This is a genomic window from Brachybacterium sp. AOP29-B2-41, from assembly GCF_052378395.1.
Lineage (GTDB): Bacteria > Actinomycetota > Actinomycetes > Actinomycetales > Dermabacteraceae > Brachybacterium.
Genome location: NZ_JBQSXR010000016.1, coordinates 1 through 24,471 on the forward strand (window position 1 = coordinate 1; position 24,471 = coordinate 24,471).

Annotated in this window: 21 protein-coding genes; 4 read left to right on the plus strand and 17 right to left on the minus strand. The window is 70.3% G+C overall.

Annotated features, from left to right (window positions below):
* Nucleotides 1–723: 723 nt before the first annotated feature.
* The 12 genes from tyrS to pheS form a co-directional block, all read right to left on the minus strand.
* Nucleotides 724–1,992, minus strand: a complete 1,269-nt coding sequence (gene tyrS / locus ACT3T9_RS14405) for a tyrosine--tRNA ligase (RefSeq protein ID WP_444606865.1) — start codon at nt 1,990–1,992, stop codon at nt 724–726.
* Nucleotides 1,993–2,400: 408 nt separating this feature from the next.
* Complete coding sequence (argH, locus tag ACT3T9_RS14410; protein WP_444606866.1) at nt 2,401–3,933, minus strand: argininosuccinate lyase; 1,533 nt, start codon at nt 3,931–3,933, stop codon at nt 2,401–2,403.
* Entirely contained in the window at nt 3,930–5,168 is a 1,239-nt protein-coding gene (locus ACT3T9_RS14415; protein ID WP_444606867.1) for an argininosuccinate synthase, read from the minus strand. The genes argH and ACT3T9_RS14415 overlap by 4 nt, the downstream gene beginning before the upstream one ends.
* 129 nt (nt 5,169–5,297) lie before the next feature.
* Nucleotides 5,298–5,915: an arginine repressor gene (locus tag ACT3T9_RS14420; protein WP_444606868.1), complete on the minus strand. Its 618-nt coding sequence runs from the start codon at nt 5,913–5,915 to the stop codon at nt 5,298–5,300.
* Nucleotides 5,912–6,895, minus strand: a complete 984-nt coding sequence (gene argF, locus ACT3T9_RS14425; protein ID WP_444606869.1) for an ornithine carbamoyltransferase — start codon at nt 6,893–6,895, stop codon at nt 5,912–5,914. Before argF ends, ACT3T9_RS14420 begins: the two co-directional genes overlap by 4 nt.
* 1 nt (nt 6,896) lies before the next feature.
* Entirely contained in the window at nt 6,897–8,144 is a 1,248-nt protein-coding gene (locus ACT3T9_RS14430; RefSeq protein ID WP_444606913.1) for an acetylornithine transaminase, read from the minus strand.
* Complete coding sequence (gene argB, locus ACT3T9_RS14435) at nt 8,137–9,153, minus strand: acetylglutamate kinase (protein WP_444606870.1); 1,017 nt, start codon at nt 9,151–9,153, stop codon at nt 8,137–8,139. Before argB ends, ACT3T9_RS14430 begins: the two co-directional genes overlap by 8 nt.
* The gene (argJ, locus tag ACT3T9_RS14440; protein ID WP_441444331.1) at nt 9,150–10,319 is read right to left on the minus strand and encodes a bifunctional glutamate N-acetyltransferase/amino-acid acetyltransferase ArgJ; all 1,170 of its coding nucleotides are present in this window, start codon (nt 10,317–10,319) and stop codon (nt 9,150–9,152) included. Before argJ ends, argB begins: the two co-directional genes overlap by 4 nt.
* 94 nt (nt 10,320–10,413) lie before the next feature.
* On the minus strand, nt 10,414–11,538 hold the full coding sequence (gene argC / locus ACT3T9_RS14445; protein WP_441444341.1) for an N-acetyl-gamma-glutamyl-phosphate reductase: 1,125 nt from the start codon (nt 11,536–11,538) through the stop codon (nt 10,414–10,416).
* 117 nt (nt 11,539–11,655) lie between these two features.
* The gene (locus tag ACT3T9_RS14450) at nt 11,656–12,126 is read right to left on the minus strand and encodes a hypothetical protein (protein ID WP_441444330.1); all 471 of its coding nucleotides are present in this window, start codon (nt 12,124–12,126) and stop codon (nt 11,656–11,658) included.
* Nucleotides 12,123–14,726, minus strand: a complete 2,604-nt coding sequence (gene pheT, locus ACT3T9_RS14455) for a phenylalanine--tRNA ligase subunit beta (RefSeq protein WP_444606871.1) — start codon at nt 14,724–14,726, stop codon at nt 12,123–12,125. The genes ACT3T9_RS14450 and pheT overlap by 4 nt, the downstream gene beginning before the upstream one ends.
* A 1-nt stretch (nt 14,727) precedes the next feature.
* Nucleotides 14,728–15,834: a phenylalanine--tRNA ligase subunit alpha gene (gene pheS, locus ACT3T9_RS14460; RefSeq protein ID WP_441444328.1), complete on the minus strand. Its 1,107-nt coding sequence runs from the start codon at nt 15,832–15,834 to the stop codon at nt 14,728–14,730.
* Between the two features lie 210 nt (nt 15,835–16,044).
* On the opposite strand from pheS, the gene ACT3T9_RS14465 reads away from it, so the two are divergent.
* Together ACT3T9_RS14465 and ACT3T9_RS14470 are read left to right on the plus strand one after the other, a co-directional pair.
* Nucleotides 16,045–17,145 (plus strand): S-(hydroxymethyl)mycothiol dehydrogenase, encoded by a 1,101-nt coding sequence (locus tag ACT3T9_RS14465; protein WP_441444327.1) that lies wholly within the window; start codon nt 16,045–16,047, stop codon nt 17,143–17,145.
* The gene (locus ACT3T9_RS14470) at nt 17,142–17,762 is read left to right on the plus strand and encodes an MBL fold metallo-hydrolase (RefSeq protein WP_441444326.1); all 621 of its coding nucleotides are present in this window, start codon (nt 17,142–17,144) and stop codon (nt 17,760–17,762) included. The genes ACT3T9_RS14465 and ACT3T9_RS14470 overlap by 4 nt, the downstream gene beginning before the upstream one ends.
* A 480-nt stretch (nt 17,763–18,242) precedes the next feature.
* Here ACT3T9_RS14470 and ACT3T9_RS14475 read toward each other — a convergent pair whose 3' ends face one another.
* The 5 genes from ACT3T9_RS14475 to infC are packed head-to-tail and all read right to left on the minus strand — an operon-like array spanning nt 18,243 to nt 22,628.
* Nucleotides 18,243–20,372 (minus strand): cytochrome c oxidase assembly protein, encoded by a 2,130-nt coding sequence (locus ACT3T9_RS14475; RefSeq protein WP_442332014.1) that lies wholly within the window; start codon nt 20,370–20,372, stop codon nt 18,243–18,245.
* Complete coding sequence (locus ACT3T9_RS14480; protein ID WP_442332015.1) at nt 20,369–21,313, minus strand: TrmH family RNA methyltransferase; 945 nt, start codon at nt 21,311–21,313, stop codon at nt 20,369–20,371. Before ACT3T9_RS14480 ends, ACT3T9_RS14475 begins: the two co-directional genes overlap by 4 nt.
* 29 nt (nt 21,314–21,342) lie before the next feature.
* Nucleotides 21,343–21,723 (minus strand): 50S ribosomal protein L20, encoded by a 381-nt coding sequence (rplT, locus tag ACT3T9_RS14485; protein WP_096802603.1) that lies wholly within the window; start codon nt 21,721–21,723, stop codon nt 21,343–21,345.
* A gap of 58 nt (nt 21,724–21,781) precedes the next feature.
* Nucleotides 21,782–21,976 carry a 50S ribosomal protein L35 gene (rpmI, locus tag ACT3T9_RS14490; protein ID WP_441444323.1) on the minus strand — a complete coding sequence of 65 codons (195 nt, stop codon included), beginning with the start codon at nt 21,974–21,976 and terminating at the stop codon, nt 21,782–21,784.
* Nucleotides 21,977–22,001: 25 nt separating this feature from the next.
* Entirely contained in the window at nt 22,002–22,628 is a 627-nt protein-coding gene (infC, locus tag ACT3T9_RS14495; protein WP_442332021.1) for a translation initiation factor IF-3, read from the minus strand.
* A 307-nt stretch (nt 22,629–22,935) separates the two neighbouring features.
* On the opposite strand from infC, the gene ACT3T9_RS14500 reads away from it, so the two are divergent.
* Nucleotides 22,936–23,922 (plus strand): hypothetical protein, encoded by a 987-nt coding sequence (locus ACT3T9_RS14500; RefSeq protein ID WP_442332016.1) that lies wholly within the window; start codon nt 22,936–22,938, stop codon nt 23,920–23,922.
* A gap of 202 nt (nt 23,923–24,124) precedes the next feature.
* A complete protein-coding gene (locus ACT3T9_RS14505; RefSeq protein ID WP_441444339.1) occupies nt 24,125–24,433 on the plus strand; it encodes a DUF1844 domain-containing protein in 309 nt (102 codons plus the stop codon).
* Nucleotides 24,434–24,471 lie beyond the last annotated feature (38 nt).

Here is a 24,471-nt window from a genome sequence, read left to right on the forward strand (position 1 = left end):
ATCATTCTCTCCCCGCAGAGCGGTTCGAGTCAGAGGCTCGGTGGCGCCGGCGGAAACTTCCTACCGACTGACGTTCTACGTCGTCGTTCCGGCGCGAATCACTACTCTAGCAGTTCTTCGCGGCCCAGTCCAACTCCGCTCCGTGTGCTCCCGGTCTCGTTCGGATCGACTCGCGATCTTCCCTCTGACCTGCCGACGTTCACCATCCCGATCTCTCGGTCCGGCAGTCCTGCAGCTGCCCCGCTCCACTCCGTTCCGTTCGCTTCCCTATGGGATGCTCCCGGCCCTTCATGTCTGCGTTGTTCCTGCTGACAAGAAAGAACATTACGGGTCCGGGCGAGGGTCGTCAAACCGGAGGATTCACCTCCCATTCACCCACTTCTGAGCGCGTCCGTGCAGGTCAACCGGGTTTTTCTGTTCAGGGAAAGCGCTCGTTCATCGCGATGTGACCCGCGTCTGAGAGGGGCGTCACCGGAACTTATCGTCGGCTTGACAGTTTCGGTGGCAGGCCGTACTTGGCGGGCGCTGGCGGGCATGGCCACGGAGCTGGTGACGCTGCTGCCGGCCGGACGCCGTGCTCCGTCCTGACGCTCCCCGCCCCCTGGCTCTCCCCTGCGCCCCGGGTCTCCCCACTCCACGACGTCCGGCCCCGGATTCACGACGAGCCCCGTGCTCTGCGGCTGCAGGGCACGGGGCTCGTCGTAATTCCGGTGTGGACGAAGGTCAGCCGGCGAGGCGGACCATCGCGGCGTTCTTGCGTCCGCGGCGCAGGAGCAGGTGCCTGCCCGGCAGCGCCTCGAGGTCCCCCACCTCTCGGGCGAGATCCTCAGCAGTCACCTTCTCTCCGTTCACCGAGAGGCCTCCGCCCTCAGCGTCGCGCCGTGCGGCACCCTTCGACGCCGCGATGCCGGACTCCACGAAGGCATCGACCAGCGGCATGGTCGTGGAGACCTCCGCACCCGGCAGCTCGCGGGCGATCGTCACGATCGTCTGCTCATCGAGCTCCCGCACATCACCGCGTCCGAACAGGACCGTCGCCGCAGCCTTGGCCTGCGTGGTGGCCTGCTCACCGTGGACCATCGTGGTGAGATCGTCCGCGAGCAGCTTCTGGGCTGCGCGCTGATGGGAGGCCTCGATGGTCGCGTGCTCGAGCTCGGCGATCTCTTGCTGGGACCGGAAGGTGAAGTACTTCAGGTAGTTCACGACGTCGCCGTCGGCCGCATTGAGCCAGAACTGGTGGAAGGCGTAGGGGCTGGTGAGGTCTGCGTCGAGCCAGACCGCGCCCCCCTCGCTCTTCCCGAACTTGGTGCCATCCGCCTTGGTGACCAGGGGTGTGGTCAGGGCGTGCGCGTCGTGACCCTCGACCTTGTGGATCAGGTCGACACCGGCGAGCAGGTTCCCCCACTGATCGTTGCCTCCGAACTGCAATGAGACCCCATGGCGGCGATACAGCTCGAGGTAGTCGATGCCCTGGAGCACCTGGTAGCTGAATTCGGTGTAGCTGATCCCCTCGTCGCTCTGCAAGCGGCGGGCCACGGTGTCCTTCGCGAGCATGGTGCCCATGCGGAAGTGCTTGCCCATGTCCCGCAGGAAGTCCAGGGCGCTCATCTGCCCGATCCAGTCGAGGTTGTTCACCATGGTCACCGCGAACTCGCCCTCGAGGTCGAGGAAGCGGGAGATCTGCCCTCGCAGGCTGTCGACCCACGTCGCGACGATCTCGGCATCGTTGAGCACCCGCTCCCCGGACATGCGCGGATCACCGATCAGGCCGGTCGCCCCACCCACCAACGCGTAGGGGTGGTGGCCGGCGAGCTGGAGCCGGCGCATCGTGAGCACCTGGGTCAGATGACCGACATGGAGGGACGACGCCGTCGGGTCGAAGCCGCAATACAGGCTGACCGGTCCGTCCGCCAGAGCGCTGCCGAGCGCCTCGCGCCCGGTGGTCTGTACGACGAGTCCTCGCCAGGCGAGCTCGTCCAGGACGGAATGCATCGATCGGTTCCTCTCGGAGGGGCACAGGGTGCCGATGGTCCGGCCGGGAGAGGCCGGGGTCTGACTGGTCGGGGCGCGCACGGACCGGAGTTCGAGCGAGCTGCCCGGTGAGCCCTCGGTGTGCGTGGAGCCCACGCTGTGCGTGCCCGAGCGCCATTGTCACAGATCCCGGGCCCACGGCGTCGCATCCGCCTCCGGCCACCAGATTCCTGTCCCTGGTGAGGATTGAAAGCCGTATAGCTGTTCAATCCTCAGAGGAGACAGATATCCGGTGGCCGGGAGGACCCGGCGGCCCAGTGAACCCGGCGGCCCAGTGAACCGGTGGCCCGGTGAACAGGTGGCCGGGAGAATCCGGTGACCGGACGAGCCGGGCAGTCGACGGCACCGTGTGACGGGCGTGGCCGCCGCTCAGCGGTCCCGGGTGAAGGCGCGCAACGCGGAGATCGCCTCGGCGGCGGCCTCCTCCTGCTCCGCGACCCGCACCGGCGCGGTCCCGCCCTTCGCGTCACGGGATGCGATGGAGCCCTCGACGGTCAGCACTGAACGGACCGAGCCGTCCAGGTGCTCCGAGATGGAGGCCATCTCCTCGTCGGTGAGGTCCCACAGCTCCTTGCCCTGAGACTCGGCGACCTTCACGCAGGCCCCCGAGATCTCGTGGGCGATGCGGAAGGGAACCCCGCGACGCACCAGGTGGTCCGCGATGTCGGTCGCGAGCGAGAAGCCCTGCGGCGCGAGCTCGGCCATCCGCTCGGTATGGAAGACCAGGGTCGCCATCATGCCCGTGAACGCCGGCAGCACCAGGTCCAGCGAATCGACCTGATCGAAGACCGGCTCCTTGTCCTCCTGCAGGTCGCGGTTGTACGCGAGCGGAAGCGCCTTGAGCGTACCCAGCAGTCCCACCAGGTCGCCGATCAGGCGGCCCGCCTTCCCGCGTGCGAGCTCGGCGATGTCCGGGTTCTTCTTCTGCGGCATGATCGAGGAGCCGGTGGAGTAGGCGTCGTCCAGGGTGATGAACGAGAACTCCTTGGTGTTCCACAGGATGACCTCCTCGGCGAGCCGCGAGAGGTCGATCCCGATCATCGCGAGCACGAAGGAGAACTCGGCGGTGAGGTCGCGTGAGGCGGTCCCGTCGATCGAGTTCCACACCGAGTCCGAGAAGCCCAGCTCCGCAGCGACCGCCTGCGGATCCAGGCCCAGGCTCGAACCGGCCAGCGCCCCCGAGCCATACGGGGAGATGTCCGTGCGGGCATCGAGATCCCGCAGCCGCTCCACGTCCCGCAGCAGCGGCCAGGCGTGGGCCAGCAGGTGATGGCTGAGCAGCAGCGGCTGGGCATGCTGGAGGTGGGTGCGGCCCGGCATCGGAGCGCCGTGCACCTCACGAGCCCGGGCCACCAGCACATCGACGAGGTCGAGGACCTGGTCACCGATGGCGCGAGCCTGATCGCGGATGAACAGCCGGATCAGGGTGGCGATCTGGTCGTTGCGGGAGCGCCCGGCGCGCAGCTTGCCGCCGAGATCCGCACCGGCCCGCTCGATGAGGCCGCGCTCGAGGGCGGTGTGCACGTCCTCGTCCTCGGGCGCGGCGGCGAACTCGCCGGAGGCGACGTCGGCCGCGAGGGTGTCCAGCGCGGCCTGCATGCCGGTGAGCTCGTCATCGCTCAGCAGGCCGGCTGTGTGGAGCACGTTGGCGTGCGCCTTCGAGCCGCGCAGGTCGTACTGCGCCAGCCGCCAGTCGAAGTGGGTGGACACCGACAGGGCGGCCAGCGCCGCCGCAGGGCCGGAGCCGAAGCGCCCGCCCCACAGGGAGGCGTTCTCCTTCGCGGCCGACGGGTCCGCAGCGCCCGACGGGTCGGGTGCGGTCGGCGACGCGGTGGGGCCCGGCGACGCGGCGGAGTTCGTCAGGGAGCCGTTGTGGTCCGACTGGGAGCCGTTCTGGCTCATGCCTTCGCCTCGGGTGCGGCGTCGAGGTCCTCGCCGTTGCCGAAGGCGACGTCGCGGGCCGCGGCCTGCTTGGCGGCCAGGCCGTAGATGTCGATGAAGCCGCGGGCGCTGGCCTGGTCGAAGGTGTCGCCCTCGTCGTAGGTGGCGAGGTTGAAGTCGTACAGACCGGTCTCGGTGCGGCGCCCGGTCACGGTGGCGCGGCCGCCGTGCAGGGTCATGCGGATATCACCGCTGACGTAGCGCTGGGTGTCCGAGATGAAGGCGTCCAAGGACTTCTTCAGCGGGGAGAACCACTGGCCGTCGTAGACCAGGTCGGTCCAGCGGTCGCTCACGGTGCGCTTGAAGCGGGCCTGCTCGCGCTCGAGGGTCACGCGCTCGAGCTCCTGGTGAGCGGTGATCAGCGTCATCGCGCCGGGGGCCTCGTAGACCTCGCGGGACTTGATGCCCACCAGGCGGTCCTCGACGATGTCGATGCGGCCGATGCCCTGTGCGCCGGCGCGGCGGTTGAGCTCCTGGATCGCCTCGAGCGGGGAGACCTTGCGACCGTCGATGGCGACCGGGATGCCGCGCTCGAAGGAGATGACGACCTCGTCGGCGACCGGCGGGAAGGCCGGGTCGTCGGTGTAGCTGAAGACGTCCTTGGTGGGCTCGTTCCAGATGTCCTCGAGGAAGCCGGTCTCGATGGCGCGGCCCCACACGTTCTGGTCGATCGAGAAGGGGTTGTGCTTGGTGGTCTCGATCGGCAGACCCTTGCGCTCGGCGTACTGGATCGCCTTGTCACGGGTCAGCGCGAGGTCACGCACCGGAGCGATGCACTTGAGCTCGGGGGCCAGCGAGGTGATCGAGACCTCGAAGCGGACCTGGTCGTTGCCCTTGCCGGTGCAGCCGTGGGCGACAGTGGAGGCGCCGTACTTCTTGGCGGCTTTGACCAGGTGCTTGGTGATCACCGGGCGCGAGATCGCGGAGACGTTCGGGTAGGCGTCCATGTACAGCGCGTTCGCCTGGAGCGCGGGCATGCAGTACTCGTTGGCGAACTCGTCGCGGGCATCGGCCACATAAGCTTCGACGGCGCCGCAGTCCAGGGCGCGCTGGCGGATCACCTCGAGGTCCTCTCCGCCCTGGCCGACATCCACCGCGCAGGCGATGACATCGGCGCCGGTGGCGTCGTGGATCCAGCCGATGGCCACGGAGGTGTCGAGGCCGCCGGAGTAGGCGAGGACGATCTTTTCGGTCACAGGAATGCTCCTAGTCGTGATTCACAGAGTGATCGGGCGGGTCCAGCGGGGCCGGTGCCCGAGGTCATGGGGTCGAGAGACCTTGGGGTCTCAGGGTCTTGGGATCTTGAGGTCTTGGGGTCGAAGCAGTCAGGCGCTGCGTGGCGCATCCGGGGCCGACGAGGCGGTGCGACCGGCAGGCTCCGTCGGTGCGGGCTGGGGCCGGAGCGACGTCGCGGGGTCGACGGTGTCCCGTCGGCCATCCGCGAGATCGAGCAGTCGTTCGGCGAGCCGGTCACCGCCGGCAGGGTCCCGGGAGACCAGCAGCACGGTGTCATCACCTGCGATCGTACCGAGGACATCCGGCATCACCGAGCGATCCATGGCGGAAGCGAGATACTGCGCACCCCCGGGCGGGGTGCGCACCACCACCAGGTTGCCGCTGGCCTCCGCCGAGACCAGCAGACCTTCCGCGAGCCGCGGCAGCCTCGCCTCCAGCAGCTCGTTCTCCGGGGCTGCCGCCGGGCGGGCGGATCCACCCTCCGGAGGAAGCCGGTAGACGAGGCTGCCCGCCGAGCCGCGGATCTTCTCCGCCTGCAACTCCACCAAGTCCCGCGAGAGGGTCGCCTGGGTGACCTCGATACCCTCAGCGGTCAGCAGCTGGGCGAGCTGGGACTGCGAGGACACCTCCTGGTGGGTCAGCAGCTGGACGATGCGCTGCTGACGGGAGGTCTTGGTCTGGGCGAGCGCGCGGCGGGAATCGCTCATCGGCGCGCTCCCCGCGGGAGGGCGTGCCCAGCGGTGCTCTGATCAGGGTGCTCGAGCAACCAGGTCAGCAGCGCTTTCTGGGCATGCAGGCGGTTCTCGGCCTCGTCCCACACCACGGAGGAGGGGCCGTCGATCACGGCGGCAGTGACCTCCTTGCCGCGGTAGGCCGGCAGGCAGTGCAGGAACAGCCCGCCCGAGAGCTCCATCAGCGACTCCGTGACCTGGAAGGGCGCGAAGGTCTCCTCACCCCGGCCGTCCTCACCCTCCTGGCCCATCGACACCCAGGTGTCGGTGATGACGGCGGTGGCGTCCGCCACCGCGACCCGAGGATCATCGGTGAGGGTGACCCTCCCGCCGGTGGCGCCAGCGATCTCCTCGGCACGGGCCACGATCTCCGAGTCCGGGCGGTGCGAGGCCGGAGAGGCGATCCGCACGTCCATACCGGCCGTGACGCCACCGAGCAGGTACGAGTGGGCCATGTTGTTCGCCCCGTCGCCGAGGTAGGCCAGGGACCGACCCGCCAGCGCCGCGTCCCCCTCAGCCAGTCCCCCGGTGTGCTGGGCGATGGTCTGCAGGTCCGCGAGGATCTGGCAGGGATGGAACTCGTCGGTGAGGGCGTTGATGACCGGCACGGTCGAGTGTGCGGCCATCTCTTCGATGCGCTCCTGGCCGAAGGTGCGCCAGATGATCGCGGAGACCATCCGGGTCAGCACCCGGGTGGTGTCGGCGATGGACTCGCCGCGGCCGAGCTGGCTGCTGCCGGCCTCCATCACCAGCGGGCTGCCCCCGAGCTCCGCGACGCCGGTCGCGAAGGACACCCGGGTGCGGGTGGAGGACTTGTCGAACATGATCGCGACCGTGCGCGGCCCGTCCAGCGGGCGCTTGGCGAAACGATCCTCGGCAAGGGCCAGCGCGAGGGCCAGGACCTCCTTCTGCTCGGCGGGGCTCAGGTCGTCATCACGCAGGAAGTGGCGGGGCATCTCAGTTCTCTCCTTCGGGCGCAGCGGCCTCGAGCAGGGCGGGCAGGGCGGCGGTGAAGGTGCCGAGCTCGGCCGGGGTGATCAGCAGCGGCGGAGCGATCCGCAGCGTGGTCCCGTCCGGGGCGTTGACGATGAACCCCGCCTCGAGCGCAGCGGTCGCGAGCTGCGGGGCGATCGGTGCGCGCAGGCCGATGCCGAGCAGCAGACCGGCGCCGCGAACCTCTTCGATCAAAGGATGGTCGAGGGCGAGCACGTCACGGGTGAATCCCGCGCCGACCTCGCGGACGTGCTCGAGCAGCCCGTCCTCAAGGATCGTGCCGAGCACGGCGAGCGCGGCGGCGGAGGCCAGCGGGTTTCCCCCGAAGGTGGTGCCATGCTGGCCGGGCTGCAGCAGATCGTGCACGGCGGGGCCATAGCTGATCACGGCACCGATCGGGAAGCCGCCGCCCAGTCCCTTCGCGAGGGTCATCACGTCGGGCTGGAGGCCTTCGATCGCCTGGTGGGCGAACCAGTGGCCGGTGCGGCCGATGCCGGTCTGCACCTCGTCGAGGATCAGCAGGGTGCCGTGCTCGCGGGTGAGACGGCGCAGCGCCTGGAGGTAGTCGGTGCCGAGCGGGCGCACCCCGGCCTCGCCCTGGATCGGCTCGGCGAACACTGCGGCCACGTCTCCCGGGGCGAGGGCTTCGGCAAGAGCCTGCTCGTCCCCGACGGGGAGGAACTCGACGCCGCCGGGCAGCGGCTCGAAGGGGGCCCGGTAGGCCTCCTTCCAGGTGAGGGCGAGGGCGCCCATGGTGCGGCCGTGGAAGGAGTTCTGCAGCGCGAGGATGCGCGGCCGTCCGGTGCGGCGGGCGATCTTGAAGGCGGCCTCGTTCGCCTCGGTGCCGGAGTTCGCGAAGAACACCCCGGAGCCCGCCGGAGCCTCGGCGAGCTGCAGCAGCTTCTCGGCGAGCTCGATCTGCGGTGCGGAGGCGAAGAAGTTCGAGACGTGCCCGAGGGTCTCCGCCTGCTTGGTGATCGCGGCGAGCAGCGCCGGGTGGCCGTGGCCGAGGGCGTTGACGGCGATCCCGGCCAGCAGGTCGAGGTACTGGTTGCCGTCGGTGTCCCAGACATGCACGCCCTCACCGCGGGCGAGGATCCGCTGCGGGGTGCCGAAGACGGGCAGCAGCGCTTCCCCGTAGCGCTGGGCGAGATCCAGCCCGGGCTGTTCCTGCGCGGGCTTCCCCTGCGCGGGCTTCACCTGCTCAGACATAGTCATCCCTCCTCACCATGGTGCCCACGCCCTTGGTCGTGAACACTTCCAGCAGCACGGCATGTTCGATCCGGCCGTCGATCATCGCGGCGGTGCGCACACCGGCGTCGACGGCTCCGAGCAGCGCCTCAGCCTTCGGGATCATCCCGGCGGTGAGGCCGGGGAGCATCTCCCGCAGCTCGGAAGCCGAGATCTCGGGGATCAGCGAGGCGCGGTCGGGCCAGTCACGGTAGAGCCCCTCGACATCGGTGAGCATCACCAGCTTCTCCGCGTCCAGCCCTTCGGCCAGCGCGGCGGCCGCGAGGTCCGCGTTGATGTTCAGCACGTCCCCGGTGGGGTTGCCGTGGGCGTCGACCTCGGGGGCGATCGAGGAGATCACCGGGATCCTGCCGTTCTCGAGCAGATCGCTGATGGCGTCGATGTTGACGGCGCCCACTGCTCCCACATGGCCGAGGTCGACATCCTCGCCATCCACCACGGTGCCGCGGCGGGTGGCGGTGAACAGCCGGGCATCCTCGCCGGACATGCCGATCGCGAAGGGGCCGTGATGGTTGATCAGTCCCACGAGCTCCCGTCCCACCTGACCCACCAGCACCATTCGGGCGATGTCCATGGTCTCGGCGTCGGTCACACGCAGGCCTCCGCGGAAGGTGGACTCCTTGCCCACCCGCTCCAGCATCGCGTTGATCTGCGGTCCGCCGCCGTGGACGACGACGACCCGGATGCCGGCGAGTCGCATGAAGACGATGTCCGCGGCGAATCCGCGACGCAGCTCCTCGTCGACCATCGCGTTGCCGCCGTACTTGACCACGACGATCCTGCCGCGGAAGCGCTGCATCCAGGGCATCGCCTCGATCAGCACCTCCGACTTCTCGCGGGCTTCGCTGCGGGCGGCGTCGAGCTGGGCCAGGGGGTTCTTGCCGACCAGCGGGGCGTCTGCCGACGGGTCGGTGCCGTCCGCGCCACCGCCGGCGGCTGCGGGTTCCGGGGAGTTCGGTGCGGTGCTCATGAGGAGTAGGCGCTGTTCTCTTCGACGTAGTCGTGGGTGAGGTCGTTGGTCCAGATGTCGCCGGTGGCCTCGCCGGCGCCGAGATCGACCTCGATGAGGGTCTCCCGAGGGGTCATGTCCACCTCGGAGCGGTCGCGGTGGGCGCCGCCTGCGCGGCACACCTCGACCCCGTTGACGGTGACCGAGAGGTTCGCGACGTCGAACGGGGCCACGGCTTCGGGGACGCAGCCGGCTGCGGAGACGATGCGGCCCCAGTTGGGGTCGTTGCCGAAGATCGCGGCCTTGACCAGGTTGGAGCGGGCAATCTCCCGGGCGACCGCGAGGGCTGCCTGTTCGGTGGTGGCGGAGCGGACGATCACCTGGACGTCGTGGCTCGCGCCCTCGGCATCGGCGACCAGCTGCCGGGCGAGGTCGGCGCTGACGGCGCGGACCGCTTCGGTGAGCTCTTCGAGCCCGAGGGCGGTCCCGCTCGCGCCGGAGGCCAGCAGGATGACGGTGTCGTTGGTGGACATGCAGGCGTCGGAGTCGACGCGGTCGAAGGTGGTGGCGGTCGCGGCGCGCAGTGCGGCGTCGGCGGTCTCCGCGTCGACGTCGGCATCGGTGGTGAGCACCACCAGCATGGTCGCCAGCTGCGGTGCGAGCATCCCGGCGCCCTTGGCGATCCCGCCCACGATCGCACCGGAGGGCGTGGTGACCTCCGCGGTCTTGGGCACGGTGTCGGTGGTCATGATCGCGGCAGCGGCGCTGGCATCAGCCTCGGCCCCGGCCTCGAGCCGTCCTGCGGCGGTGGTGACCCCGGCCAGCAGCGGCTCCATCGGCAGTCGCTCCCCGATCAGGCCGGTCGAGCAGACGAGCACATCCTGAGCGGCGACGTCGAGCAGGCCGGCGAGGTGCTCGGCAGTGCGGTGGGTGTCGGCGAACCCCTCCGGGCCGGTGCACGCATTGGCGCCACCGGAGTTCAGGATTACGGCCCGCGCGCGGCCGTCCGAGATGGCCTGGCGGGACCAGAGGACCGGCGCCGCCTGGACCCGGTTGCTGGTGAACACCGCGGCGGCGATGTCACGGGGACCGTCGTTGACGATGAGGGCGAGGTCATCCTTGCCGGTGGACTTGATACCGGCGGCGAGGCCGACGGCGCGGAAGCCGCGGGGACGGGTGATCGACATGCGAGCTCCTGGGAGGTCTGGGGGTGCTGCGGCGGGCGCGCTGCGGGAACCTGACGGTCCAACGAGCGTGCGACGGGAGTTCTGAAGTTCGCGCTCAGGGGGCGAGCGCGGTCCGGGTCAGGCCGGTGCCCTCAGGCAGGCCCAGCGCGAGGTTCATCGACTGGATCGCCGCTCCGGCGGTGCCCTTGACGAGGTTGTCCAATGCGGAGATCACGGTGGCCTGGCCGCTGTGGCGATCCACTGCGGCGCCGATGCGGAGCGTGTTCGCGCCGGTCACCTCGCCGGTGGCGGGGAAGACTCCCTCCGGCAGGACGGTCACGAAGTGCTCGTCCGCGTAGTCGGCCTGCAGGGCGCCGAGCAGATCGGCGGTGGTGGCGCCCTCTGCGACGGGCGCGGTGCACACGGCGAGGATCCCGCGGCTCATGGGCACCAGCACCGGGGTGAAGGTGAGGCGCTGGCCCGTCTCACCCGTGGCGCGGCGGAGGTTCTGCAGCACCTCGGGGACGTGCCGGTGACTGCCGCCGACGGCATACGGGGCGGCGTTGCCGGAGGCTTCGGCGAACATCAGGTGCTGCTTGGCCGCGCGGCCGGCGCCGGAGTAGCCGACCGGAAGCACAGCGCTGAGCTGCGCGGCGTCCACGAGCCCGGCGCGCACCAGCGGTGCGAGCGCGAGGGAGACGGCGGTGGCGTTGCAGCCGGGCACTGCGATCTCCCGGGCGCCGACCAGCAGATCGCGCTGGCGCGTGCCGTCTGCCAGCGGCAGTTCGGGCATGCCGTAGGTCCAGGTGCCGGAGTGCTCGCTGCCGTAGTACTCGCTCCAGTCCTCGGAGTTCTCGAGCCGGTGGTCGGCGCCGAGGTCGAGGACCAGCACATCGGGGTCCTCGGCGCGCAGCGCGGCGGCGATCTGTCCCGACTGGCCGTGGGGCAGCGCGAGCACGACCACGTCATGGCCGCGCAGGGTGTCCACGCTCGTCTCGGCCAGCACGGGGTCGTGACCGAGGTCGATGTGCGGGGCGACCTCGCTGAGGTGCTTGCCCGCGCTCGAATGCGCCGCCACGGTCGCGATCTCGACGCCCGGGTGGGAGGCGAGCAGTCGGAGGGTCTCTCCCCCGGCGTATCCGGAGGCGCCGACGACGGCGACGCGGGGTCGCCGCGCGCTGTTCCCCACGGACAGATCGCCCTGGAGCGAGGAGCGGACGGCGTCACCGGTTACGGACATCATGCCGGAAGTATATACAGCCGAATGCATGAACAGCCAGTCAGGTCGACGTGACCGGGACGATATCTCCGGCGCGTGCCCGGTTCTGGGCGACCTGTGCGCTCTTCCTGCGGATCCTCAGCCGCGCGGGGCGCGCAGGAACGGGATCACGGGCAGCCCCACCCGCCGACCCTTGGACGCCACCACCGTGCCGACGATCGCGTAGACCGCCTGCAGCAGGCACACGATGAAGAAGAGTCCCAGCACCGTGAAGACGAGCACGTTCATCACGGGGTGGAACATCATCCCGTCCCCGGTGGGAGAGGGAGCTCCGGTGAGCACCGCGATCAGCATCGTGAGCGCCATCAGCACCGGCCAGCACAGCTGGGTCAGGCCCCAGTTCGCGGCGCGCACGCCGTTGACTCCGGCGAGTCCGCCATGCTTGCGCTGGCGGAGGCCGACGATGAGCTGGGTGATCCCGGCGATCAGCAGCCCCACGAAGGGGATCGGGAAGTACGCGAGGAAGCCCAGCGCCCAGGCGATGGTCCCGTTCCGCACCGGCACGGGCGGTGTCGGCGCGGGACCGGTGGCCGGAGGCGTCGAGCTCATGCGCGAAGCACTCCTCCGACGGCGGCGTCGACGGCGGCGATGCAGCGCTTGCGCGCCTCACCGATCTGCTCCGCGCTCAGAGTGCCCTCGGTGGAGCGCAGCCGCACCGCGAAGGCGAGCGACTTCTTCCCCTCGCCGATCTGCTCACCGGTGAAGACGTCGAACAGGTGGACGTTCTCGGCGAGGTCGCCGATGCCCACGATGATCGCGGCCTCGACGGCCGCTGCGGGGACGTCCTGATCGACCACGAAGGCGAAGTCCTCTTTGGCCACCGGATAGGTGGGCACCGGGGTCGCGGTGACGACGGCCGGGGCCGCGGCGATCAGCGCCTCGAGATCGAGTTCGAAAGCGCTGGTGCGGGCGGGGAGACCGAACTCCTTGACCACGGCGGGGTGGAGCTCACCGGCATGGCCGATCACCGTGCTCTCCCCGTCAGCGGTGAGGACCCGCAGCTGCCCGGCGCGGCCGGGATGGAAAGGAGCATGCTCGGTCTGGCGCACTTCGAGCTCGGTGCCGACGGCGGCGGCCGCCCGGCGCGCGAGGTCGAAGGCATCGGTCCAGCTCCAGGGCGCGATCTCGCCCTGCCAGGAGCCCGGGCCGGACGCCCCACCGACGACGGCGGCGAGGGTGCGGGTCTGGACCGGCAGTGCGGCGAGGACCTCCTCGAGCTCGGCGTCGGTGGGCCGCTGGCCAGCCGCCGGGACCGGTGAGCGGGCGCCCTCACCGCGGGAGCGGGAGGTGGTGCCGAGCTGGAAGATCGCCACCGACTCCTCGCCGCGGCCGAGGTTCCGCCGGGCGACGGGCAGCAGGGTCTGCAGCAGGGAGGTCCGCATCAGCGGCTCGTCGTCGGCCAGCGGGTTCAGCAGGCGCACGGCGTCGCGCCGCGTGTCGTCGGCCTCATAGCGCAGGGCGTCGAAGATGCCCTCGCCCACGAAGGGATAGGACGTGACCTCGATGACCCCTGCCTCGGCGAGTGCGCGGTGTGCGTCACGACGGGCTCGCTGGGCGCGGGTGAGGCCCCGTCCGCCGGGCGCCGTGGGCAGGATCGACGGGATCGTCTCGTAGCCGACGAGACGGGCGATCTCCTCGATCAGGTCCTCCCGGATGGTGAGGTCCGGGCGCCAGGAGGGCGGGGAGACGGCGAGGGAGCCGTCGCGGGCGTCCTCGACCTGGCAGCCGATCATCTCGAGGCTGCCGCGCACCTGCTCCGGGGTGTAGGCGATGCCGACCACGCGTTCGGCGTCGCCGAGCGGGAGGGTGATCGCCGCGGCCGGGGCGGGGACCGAGCCCTCATCAGTGACCGTCGGCGCGATCTCGCCGCCGCCGAACTGGGCGATCAGCTGTGCGGCACGGTAGGCCGCGACCAGCGGCAGCTGCGGATCCACGCCGCGCTCGAAGCGCTTGGACGCCTCCGAGGGCAGGCGGTGACGGCGCGCGGAGCGGGCCACCGAGATGGAGTGGAAGGTCGCCGCCTCGAGCACGATGTTCGAGGTGGTGCTGGAGACCTCGGTGGACTTTCCACCCATCACACCGGCGATGCCGAGCAGGCGCTCGCCCTCGCCGCCCTCGCTGTCGGTGATGAGCAGGTCTTCCGGATCCAGGGTGCGGGTGACGTCGTCCAGCGTGGTGAGCTTCTCGCCCTTGCGGGCGCGGCGCACCACGATCGGGGCGACGACCTTGTCGGCGTCGTAGGCGTGCAGCGGCTGTCCGAGATCGAGCATCACGTAGTTCGTGACGTCGACGATCAGCGAGATCGGTCGCATGCCCGCGAGGGTCAGGCGGCGGGCCATCCAGCGCGGGGTCTGGGCGGCAGGGTCCACGCCGCGCACCTCGAGGGCGACGAAGCGCGAGCAGCCCGCGACCTCACGGAGCGGGGCCTGGTCGCGCAGCTGGACGGCGACTCCGCCCGCTTCGGCCTGCGGGACGTCCACGCTGGTGACCGGGTCGGTGAAGCTCGCGCCGGTCGCGTGGGAGTACTCGCGGGCCACGCCGCGCATGGAGAAGCAGTAGCCGCGGTCCGGGGTCACGTTGATCTCGACGACCTCGTCGGCGAGACCGAGCAGGGCGATCGCGTCGTCCCCGGGCTCCCCGGTCAGGCCCTCGGCGTGGCCGCGGCCCAGCACGATGATGCCGTCCTCGCCGGAGGGGTCCTCCCCCAGCCCCAGCTCGTCGCCGGAGCAGATCATCCCGTCGGAGGTGTGGCCGTAGGTTCTGCGGGCCGCGATCGCGAAGTCGCCGGGCAGCACGGTGCCGGGCAGGGAGACCACCACCAGGTCGCCCTCGACGAAGTTGTGCGCGCCGCAGATGATGCCGCGGCTGGGGCGCTCCTCGCCCGGCTGGGGGTCCTTGGGGTTGTCGGCGTCCTCGTTGTGCTCGGGGCCGACGTCCACGCGCACCCAGTTGATGGTCTTGCCGTTCTTCTGGGGCTCCTTGACGAGTTCCAGCACGCGGCCGACGACGAGCGGACCGGACACCTGGGCGCCGAAGATCGCTTCCTCTTCGAGTCCCACGCGGGAGAGGTCGGTGGCGACCTGCTGGGCGGAGGCGCCGGCGGTCAGCTCGGTGTGCTCGGCGAGCCAGGTCAGGGGAATGCGGGGCATCTCAGATCTCCGTACCGTAGTGCTGGGAGAAGCGGACGTCGCCCTCCACCATGTCGCGCATGTCCGCCACGCTGTTGCGGAGCATGAGGATGCGCTCGATCCCCAGGCCGAAGGCGAAGCCCTGGTACTCCTCGGGGTCCACGCCGGCCGCGCGCAGGACGTTCGGGTGGACCATGCCGCAGCCGCCCATCTCGATCCAGCCCGTACCGCCGCACACCCGGCAGTTCGGGTCCGCCTCGTGGTCCAGGCCCTCGCGCGCCTCGCAGCTGAAGCAGCGGAAGTCCATCTCGGCGCTGGGCTCGGTGAAGGGGAAGTGGTTCGGGCGCAGGCGCGTGATCGGCGCCCCGCCGAAGATGTGCGCGGCGAAGGCGTCGAGGGTGCCCACGAGATTCGCCATCGTCAGGCCCTTGTCGATCGCGAGGCCCTCGACCTGGTGGAACATCGGCGAGTGGGTCGCGTCGATCTCGTCGGCCCGGTAGACGGTGCCGGGGCAGGCGACATACAGCGGAGCGCCACGCTCGAGCATGGCGCGGATCTGCACCGGCGAGGTCTGGGTGCGCAGCAGCATGCCGGAGCCCTCGGGCGCGACGTACAGGGTGTCCTGCAGGGAACGCGAGGGGTGCTCCGGGTCAGCGTTCAGGGCATCGAAGTTCAGCCAGGAGGATTCGATCTCCGGGCCCTCGGCGATCTCCCAGCCGATGCCGACGAAGAAGTCGTTGATCCGGTCCTGCAGCACCGTCAGCGGATGCGAGGCCCCGCGGGGGCGCAGGTCGGTGGGGAGGGTGACGTCGACCGTCTCCGCGGCGAGCGCGGCCTCCTCCTCGGCGGCGGCGAGCTCCTGCTGGCGGGCGGCGAGCTGCTTCTGGACGCGACCCTTGCCCTGGCCCACCAGCTTGCCGGCGGCGGCCTTCTGCTCCTTGGGGAGGTCCTTGATGGCGCGGTTCGCGCTCGAGAGCACGCTGGCGTCACCGACATGCTCGATGCGGACCTGCTTGAGCTCGGCGGTGGAGGCGGCCGCGGCGATCGCGGAGAGCGCGGCATCGATGGCGTCACCGATGGTCGCCTCGTCGAGGGCCGGGGCGGCGGGAGTCGAGGATGACTCGGACACAGGTATCGCTTTCGTCCGGGGGCAGGAGGGCACGGGCACCAAGGTGCGGGAACTGCCGCGCGGGCACCGCACGCCATTCTAGGAGGTGCGGCGACTGCCCGGGGAGCACAACCGCCGACGACGCGACGCACCTCATCGGGACGGATCCAGTCATCGGGTGATCAGCGCGGATAGGCTGGTGGGCAAACCCCGACCTCGAAGGAGGCCAGCATGACCTGGACCGTGAAGGGCGTCGTCGCCCGCAGTGAGAAGCAGCCCGCCGAGCTGCTCGACATCGTGATCCCCGACCCCGGCCCGAACGATGTCGTGGTCGACATCGAGGCGACCGGCGTCTGCCACACCGACCTCGCCTACCGCGACGGCGGGATCAACGACGAGTTCCCCTTCCTGCTGGGGCACGAATCCGCCGGCCGCGTCTCCGTGATCGGTGAGAACGTCACCCACGTGGAGGTCGGCGACTACGTGGTGCTGAACTGGCGGGCCGTCTGCGGGCAGTGCCGTGCCTGCAAGAAGGGCGTACCGCAGTACTGCTTCGACACCCACAACGCCTCCAAGCCCACGACCCTCACCGACGGCACCGAGCTCACCGCGGCGCTGGGCATCGGCTCCTTCGCGGAGAAGACCCTGGTCCATGAGGGACAGTGCACGAAGGTCTCCGAGGACGCCCCTGCCGAGGTCGCCGGCCTCCTGGGCTGCGGCGTGATGGCGGGCATCGGCGCCGCGATCAACACCGGCGCCGTGCAGCGGGGCGAATCCCTCGCGGTGATCGGTCTGGGCGGCGTGGGCTGCGCCGCGATCGCCGGGGCGAAGCTCGCCGGCGCGACCACGATCATCGGGCTCGACGTCGACGAGAAGAAGCTCGCCGCCGCGAAGGAGCTGGGCGCCACCCACACCGTGCTCACCCAGGGCCTCTCCCCCCAGCAGGTGGCCGAGAAGGTCCAGGAGCTCACCGGCGGCTTCGGCGCTGACGTGGTCGTGGACGCCGTGGGCATTCCGCAGACCTACGAGACCGCCTTCTACTCCCGAGACCTCGCCGGCCGCGTGGTGCTGGTGGGCGTGCCGCGCCCGGGGGTGGAGCTCACCCTGCCGCTGCTGGATGTCTTCGGCCGGGGCGGGTCGCTGAAGTCCTCCTGGTACGGGGACTGCCTCCCCGAGCGGGACTTCCCGTATCTCATCGACCTCTTCCTGCAGGGACGACTCCCCCTGGACCGCTTCGTCACCGGTCGCACCGACCTCGCCGGGGTCGACGGCTCCCTGGATGCGCTCCACGAGGGCGACACCCTGCGCACCGTGGCGGTGATCGGCCGATGACCGCCCGGCTCGCGCACGCCGTCACCTCGGGAACCTTCAGCCTCGACGGCGAGACCCATCAGGTGGACAACAACGTCTGGGTGCTCGGCGATGACGAGCAGTGCGTGGTCTTCGATGCCCCGCATGATCTCGACACCGTGCTCGATCTGGTCGGCAACCGGGAGTGCGTGGGCATCCTGCTCACCCACGCCCACGACGACCACGTGCGGATGGCCCCCGAGCTGTCCGAGGCGCTCGAGGCACCGATCCTGCTGAACCCCGCGGACCGCGAGGTCTGGCAGCTCACCCATGGCGACCTGCCCTGGGACGACGACGTCGCCGACGGCGACATGTTCACGATCGCGGGGGTGAACCTCGAGGCGCTGCACACCCCGGGCCACTCCCCCGGCTCGACCTGCTACTACTCCGAGGAGCTGGGCGCCGTGTTCACCGGCGACACCCTGTTCCAGGGCGGTCCCGGTGCCACCGGGCGCTCCTTCTCCTCCCGGGAGACGATCGAGGAGTCCGTGCGGGAGCGGCTGTTCGCGCTGCCCGAGGACACGGTGGTGCACACCGGCCACGGCCCCGACACCACCATCGGCACAGAGAAGCGGGCGGCCCAGGGCGACTGGCTCTGAGTCCCGCACTGACGGGCCCTCGCTGAGCTGACCCGGCTGAGCACGGGAGCGGCGGCGATCATCTCCGGACGATCGCCGCCGTTCTGCGTCGGGCGCGCGTGCATCCGAGCTCTGTCTGCCCTCGCGTCAGCGGTGCTCAGCGTCTCCGCAGCTCCGTGCGGACGACGTCATGGACCCGCCATCGGTGCGCGGGGCATGCCGTTCGATGTCCTCGAATCCGGCACCCTCCTACGCGCTGTTCGCCCGGATGTTGAACGCGGCGACGCTCAGCACGATGCGATCAGGCATCTCCGAGCGACGGGGCTGCTGCAGCCCGGCGGCGAGGAAGGCGGAGCCGCGGCCGCAGCCCGTGAGATCCGGGTGCAGACCCAGGCTGATCTCACAGGCCTCACCGTCCTCGGTGGGGTCCGCGCTGACGAACCCGGGCCGCGTCGAGAGTCATGGGGCTGAAGCGGAGGACCCGACCCCGCGCATCGTGGCTCATGCGGTCTGCGGGCCGTTCGTGGGAGGGGTCCCCTGTTCAGCGGACGGCCGGACCGCCTCGCCGTCGGCCGCGTCCCCGCGCTCAGCGCAGCCCGCCTCGTCGGCGTCAGCGACGGACGCGACGCCGGACTCCGCTGTGGCCGCCGGCTCCTCCGCCGGGTCCAGATCGCTCTCACCCCGCAGCTGCGCCAGATAGGCGTTGTAGGCCGCGAGCTCGGCGCCGCCGTCCCGCTCCGCCTTGCGGTCGTACTGGCGGGCCCGGCGATCGTCGGACTTCATCCACATCGCCGCGACGATGATCGCGTAGCCGACGGTCGGGACCTCCGAGATCGCCCACATGATGGTGCCGCCGCGCACCTGGATCAGCTCGAGCCGATCCAACGGGTACATCCCGAGCTGGGTGTACCAGTCCTCCGCGACCAGCCAGGTCGCCGAGACCATGGCCACCCCGAAGAAGGCGTGGAACGCGAGGGTGACCAGCAGGGTGATCAGTTTCAGCACCGGGTTGATCGGCTTCTGGGAGGGGTCGACGCCGATCAGCACCCAGGCGAACAGGTAGCCGGAGGCGAGGAAGTGCACCGTCATCAGCAGATGCCCGACGTGGTGCTCCATGGCCAGCTCGAACAGGGGCGAGAAGTAGAAGACGATCAACGAGCCCACGAAGAGGAACCCGGCCACCGGCGGGGAGGAGACCAGCCGGGAATAGCTGGAGTGCAGAGCGGCCAGCACCCATTCGCGCACGCCGCGGGAGCCGTCGGTGCGGGGCGCGACCGCGCGGGACAGCAGCGTGACCGGGCCGCCGAGCACCCACAGCGGCGGCACGATCATCATCATCGCCATGTGCTGGATCATGTGCGCGTCGAAGCGGAACTTGCCCCAGGCCGCAGCGCCGCCGTTCATCACCCAGGCGAAGGCGAGACAGCCCGCCAGGAAGCACGCGGTCCGGATCCACGGCCAGACATCCCCGCGACGGGTCAGACGCACCACGCCGGTCACGTACAGGCCGGCCATCGTCACGGCCAGGGCGAGAGCGATCCAGTCGGGCTGGAACACGGTGAACAGGGTGCCGGGCGAGAACTCGCGCTCCGGCGGGAGGTAGCCCACCAGGGCCAGGACCCGCAGCTCCCCCACGGCGGGGATCTCCTGCGGGACCGGCGGAGCGGAGCGGCCCAGGGCGATCGACGCACCGATCACCGCGGCCATCACCAGGCCCTCGGTCGCGACGAGGTGACGGAATCGGATCCGCTCCCCCAGCCGTCGCCGCTGCAGAGCACCCAGCACGGCGAGAGTGAGCAGGCCCAGCGCCTTGATCAGCACCACCCGGCCATAGCCGGTGGTGAGCAGCTCGGACCAGTGGGACATCCGGATCCACGCGCTGATCAGCCCGCTGAGCGCGAGGGCTGCCACGGCCGCCAGCGCCCAGGGCGAGAACCGGCGGATCGCGGTGGCCATCTGCGTCTCGTCCATGCGGGCATCGAGCAGGAAGAGCACCAGCAGCCCCCCGGCCCAGACGCTGACCGCCACCAGGTGCACCGACATCGCATTGACGGCGTTGATGTGGTCGAGGCTGGAGCCGGCATGCCCGGCGAGCCCCAGCGCGGCGGCGCCGACCCCGGCGAAGGCCAGCCCCCAGCTGGCCAGCACCGTGGAGCGCGCGAGCGCATAGGCGAGAGCGGACAGCGCCGCGAAGACGGTGATGCTCAGCTGGATCCGGCCCAGCTCACCACCCATCGCCACGTCCCAGAGGTTGAGGTCGCTGCCGGCGCCGGTGGCTTCCAGTCCGACCAGCGGGATCAGGGCGAGGGAGGCCGCCGCCCACAGCAGCGCTCCCGCGGCGCCGAGGCGCACGGTCCGGCGGCGCAGCGGATCCAGGGTGGTCACTTGGCGGCGACCGGGACCCGGCAGCAGCAGCACTGCGGTTCCACCGGCCCCGATGGCGAGCAGCAGGCCCAGGTGGTGCAGTGCACGTACGACCGGCAGGCCCCAGGTGACCAGCGGAGAGGCGGGGACGAGTTCGGCAGGGGCGAGGGCTCCGGTGGCTGCCATGCCCGCCAGGGCGGCGGCGACGGTGAGGAGCAGGAGGATAGGAAGTGCGAGGGCGCCGGCGCGCTGGGAGACGGCGTTCATGCCCCTGCCTGTCGGCGCCGGAGCGTCTCGAAGAGGCAGACGGTCGCGGCGGTGTGGACGTTGAGCGATTCGGCGTGCCCGGCCAGGGGGATCCGCACGGTCAACGGGGCGGCGGCGAGGGTGGCCTCGTCCAGGCCGCGTGCCTCGTTGCCGAAGATCCAGGCGATCCGCGCGGGAAGCGCCGCGGTGAAGAGCTCGGAGTCGGCGTACCCGCTGGTGGCGGCGGCGGCGATGGAGGTGGCGGCGAGCTGCGCGAGCACGTCCTCGATCTCGGCGCCGGTGAGCACGGGGAGGTGGAACAGGCTGCCGACGGCGGCGCGCACCGCCTTGGGTGCGTAGGGGTCGGCGCTGGTGCGGGTCAGCAGCACCAGGTCGGCGCCGGCGGCGTCCGCCGTGCGGATCAGGGTGCCGACGTTGCCGGGGTCGCGAACCTCGTGGAGCACTGCGACGGTGACGGGACCCTCGGGTGGCAGCGCGCCCAGGGCTGCTGCGGCGGCCGACGGGTCCTCGGCGGGCAGGGCGCCGACGGCGACGACCCCCTGCGGGGAGACCAGGGAGCCTGAGGCACCGGCAACACCGGCAGTACCGGAGGCACCGAGTGCTTCCGGGGCGCCGGGGGCGTCCGTGGCCCCCGCTGAGCTGGTCGCTGCGGTGTCACGGACCAGGGCGCGCAGGATCTGCTCATCGACGGTGCGTACGGGTACCCCGGCGGCGCGGGCCAGCTCGATCAGCTCGGGGTGGCCCGTGGCCGCACGCTCGGTGAGGAAGACCTCGAGCGCCAGCTCGGGGCGATGCGCCAGCAGCGAGCGGACCGACTGCGGCCCCTCGACCCGGAACCTGCCCTGCTTACGACGTGCAGAGCGCCCGGTCAGCGCCGCCACCTTCTTCACCCGCTCGGAGCGGGCAGAGGTGAGCGGAGACTGATCCGGGCGCTCAGGCATTGCGGTTCTTCGCAACAGATGCCGCGATGTCAGGCTGCCGGGGCGTTGACGTCCTCGGGGAGGGCGTTCTTCGCGACCTCGACCAGGGCGGCAAATGCCGGGGCGTCGTTGACGGCGAGCTCTGCGAGCATGCGGCGGTCGACCTCGACGCCGGCCAGGCCGAGGCCCTGGATGAGGCGGTTGTAGGTCATGCCGTTGGCGCGGGCCGCAGCGTTGATGCGCTGGATCCAGAGCTGACGGAAGTTGCCCTTGCGCTTCTTGCGGTCGCGGAAGTTGTAGGTCTGCGAGTGCAGCACCTGCTCCTTCGCCTTGCGGTACAGGCGAGAGCGCTGACCGCGGTAGCCGCTGGCCTGCTCCAGGATTTCCCGACGCTTCTTATGGGCGTTTACCGCCCGCTTCACGCGTGCCACGTGATACTCCTTCGATCGTAAATTCAGGGGCGCGGGAGCAGTGCTCCCACGTGGGCGATCAGCGGCCCAGCAGCTTCTTCATACGCTTGACATCGGCCTTGGCGACAGAGGTGTCGTTGCCGAGACGGCGCTTGCGGGTGGAGGACTTGTGCTCCAGCAGGTGGCGGGCGTTGGCCTTCTCGCGCATGAGCTTGCCCGAGCCGGTGACGCGGACGCGCTTCTTGGTACCCGAGTGGGTCTTGTTCTTCGGCATCTGCCTGTTCTCCTTGTGACGTTTCTCAGGACTCGGCGCTGGTGTCGGCCTCAGCCGTGGGAGCGGACTTCTCGTCCTCGCTCCGAGCAGCAGCCTTCTCAGCATCGGTCTTGCGCTTGCGGGCCTCGGCCATGGCCTGGGCCTTCTTCTTGTGAGGCCCGAAGACCATCACCATGTTGCGGCCGTCCTGCCGCGGATGCGACTCGACGAAGCCGTAGTCGGCGACGTCCTCGGCCATACGACCGAGAAGCTTGACGCCCCTCTCGGGACGGGACTGCTCACGACCACGGAAGCGAATGATGACCTTGACCTTGTCGCCACCGTCAAGGAACTTCTCAACATTGCGGCGCTTGGTGTCGTAGTCATGGGTATCGATCTTCAGGCCCATACGGATTTCCTTCTGGACCGTGTTCGCCTGGTTCTTGCGCGACTCACGGGCCTTCAGGTTGGCTTCGTACTTGTACTTGCCGTAATCCATCAGACGCGCGACCGGCGGATTCGCGCCGGGCGCGACCTCGACGAGATCGAGGCCTGATTCCTGTGCGAGACGCAGGGCGTCCTCGACACGGACCTCACCGACCTGCTCGCCGGCGGGCCCGACCAGGAGGACCTTGGGGACCCTGATCTGACCATTGATGCGCTGTTCGCTGATGTTGGCTCCTCACCTTGATTCGAGTCGGAAGACGACGAAAGCCCCCGCATTATCATGCGGAGGCCCCAGGTGCACGCGCCACAGCGCGGTACAGGCATTGCTGCCTGACTGCGATACTGACCCAGCAGCTGTGCGCTCGCGGGCCGGAAGGCTCACGGGCTGATCGCCACGAGGTGGGAAGGGACTCCACTTGAAGGAACTGAAGACGAGGGTCTCGACCTGTTCCAATCGTCTATCCTAGCAGGAGTGCGGCCGCAGTCCAGGTGATGTGCGTCGCGCCCGCATGCTGCGACAACAAGGAGTGCTGGTGGAGACCGACCGCGATGCGTCCGGCGGGGACGACCTCCCCGGTCGTCCCGTCCCCAGCACGCCCTCCCCCGAGTCCCATGACTACGGCTACGGGCAGACACCGCTCGATGCCGCGGGAACCGGCGGTGCTCGCGCCGCCGACTCCGGAATCGCGGAGGACGATGCACCCTCCGCAGCATTCGACGCGGATGAGGCACCCGCCGCCGACTTCTCCGCCGGCGAGGAGACCTCCGCCGCGGTACCCGGGGCCCCCGCCGACAGCGGCACCGGGCAGGTCCCCGCCACCGGCATCCGGCCGGTGACCGCTCTGCGCACGGCGCCACGAGCAGTGCTCCGTCCTGTTCCCGAGGGATTCCCCACGCCACCGCCGCGGCCGGCCAGGCCCAACCGTCGGCCTGCGCCGCCGAAGGAAGCCCTGCCCGCCGGGAGGAGCCGGCGTGGCCTGCTCATCGCAGGGATCTCGGTGATCGCCGTCCTGCTGCTGGTGGTCATCGTCGGTGGCGGGGTGCTCGCCTTCCGGGCGCTCTCGCCCGCCGCACCCGCAGCCGGTTCGTCGGCCCCGTCGGCGCCCGCGACCGGGACGGCGCAGGATCCAGCCGGCCCCGGGCAGGTGCAGATCGGCGAGGTGACCATCACGGAGGTGAGCACCGAGATCGGTGTACGCAAGGTCGGCACTCCGGGCTCGACCATGGAGCCCGAGGGTGAATACATCGTCGTGATCTTCGAGGTCGAGAACCCGCGCGACACGAGCGTGGACATTGCAGAGCTGGTGGAGCTCGAGGCGGGCGACGGCCAGACCTACGCTCCCGACTCAGACGCGAGCGCGAACTTCGTCGCGGACAGCCGACCCTTCGGAGTGGTCTCCCCGGAGAGCACCGCCACCTTCCACAAGGTCTACGACGTCCCCATCGGCACCCAGCCCACCGGCCTGCACTTCACTTTCAGCATGGTGGACGAGGCCGGGACCCTTCCTCTGGGAAGCTGATCACCGCCCCACACCACCACCCCGCGCGCCCGCACCGGGCGTGCACCACCGACCACGAAGGATCTCTGCAGACGTGAACGATCACCAGCACCACGACCACTCCGACCACGCGAACCATGCCGGCCACGCCGACCATGCGGACCATGCGGACCATGCCGGTCACGCCGAGGCTCCCGCCACGGGCGCTGAGGAGCTCCGCGATATCGCCGACGTCGCCGCGGTGGAGATCATCACCTCCGCCTGCGTGCACCTGCTGAGCGCTGCGGCCGTGAAGGTCGGGCTCGCGGAGGACGAGGAGACCGGTCAGTACCAGGACCTCGACGAGGCCCGGAAGCTGATCAACGCCCTGGCCGGTCTCGTGACCGCCGCGGCTCCGGAGATCGGCAACGAGCATGCCCGCTCGCTGCGTGACGGCCTGCGCTCGCTCCAGCTGGCCTTCGCCGAGGCGCTCCCCTTCCCGGACGCCCCCGGTGAGGCGCCGGGCGAGAAGTACACCGGCCGCGTCTCCTGACCTCGAGGGTTCCTGACCACGCGTCGTCGACCGCGAGT

Excerpts from the sequence above, each read along its gene's own strand:
- argF (WP_444606869.1), bottom strand. The coding sequence starts at position 6,895 with ATGCCCCGCCACTTCCTGCGTGATGACGACCTGAGCCCCGCCGAGCAG.
- ACT3T9_RS14480 (WP_442332015.1), bottom strand. The coding sequence starts at position 21,313 with ATGCCTGAGCGCCCGGATCAGTCTCCGCTCACCTCTGCCCGCTCCGAG.
- pheT (WP_444606871.1), bottom strand. The coding sequence starts at position 14,726 with ATGCCCCGCATTCCCCTGACCTGGCTCGCCGAGCACACCGAGCTGACC.
- argH (WP_444606866.1), bottom strand. The coding sequence starts at position 3,933 with ATGAGCCAGAACGGCTCCCAGTCGGACCACAACGGCTCCCTGACGAAC.
- ACT3T9_RS14470 (WP_441444326.1), top strand. The coding sequence starts at position 17,142 with ATGACCGCCCGGCTCGCGCACGCCGTCACCTCGGGAACCTTCAGCCTC.
- ACT3T9_RS14465 (WP_441444327.1), top strand. The coding sequence starts at position 16,045 with ATGACCTGGACCGTGAAGGGCGTCGTCGCCCGCAGTGAGAAGCAGCCC.
- argC (WP_441444341.1), bottom strand. The coding sequence starts at position 11,538 with ATGTCCGTAACCGGTGACGCCGTCCGCTCCTCGCTCCAGGGCGATCTG.
- ACT3T9_RS14475 (WP_442332014.1), bottom strand. The coding sequence starts at position 20,372 with ATGAACGCCGTCTCCCAGCGCGCCGGCGCCCTCGCACTTCCTATCCTC.
- ACT3T9_RS14420 (WP_444606868.1), bottom strand. The coding sequence starts at position 5,915 with ATGAGCGATTCCCGCCGCGCGCTCGCCCAGACCAAGACCTCCCGTCAG.
- tyrS (WP_444606865.1), bottom strand. The coding sequence starts at position 1,992 with ATGCATTCCGTCCTGGACGAGCTCGCCTGGCGAGGACTCGTCGTACAG.
- ACT3T9_RS14450 (WP_441444330.1), bottom strand. The coding sequence starts at position 12,126 with ATGAGCTCGACGCCTCCGGCCACCGGTCCCGCGCCGACACCGCCCGTG.
- argJ (WP_441444331.1), bottom strand. The coding sequence starts at position 10,319 with ATGTCGATCACCCGTCCCCGCGGCTTCCGCGCCGTCGGCCTCGCCGCC.
- ACT3T9_RS14430 (WP_444606913.1), bottom strand. The coding sequence starts at position 8,144 with ATGTCTGAGCAGGTGAAGCCCGCGCAGGGGAAGCCCGCGCAGGAACAG.
- rpmI (WP_441444323.1), bottom strand. The coding sequence starts at position 21,976 with ATGCCGAAGAACAAGACCCACTCGGGTACCAAGAAGCGCGTCCGCGTC.
- argB (WP_444606870.1), bottom strand. The coding sequence starts at position 9,153 with ATGAGCACCGCACCGAACTCCCCGGAACCCGCAGCCGCCGGCGGTGGC.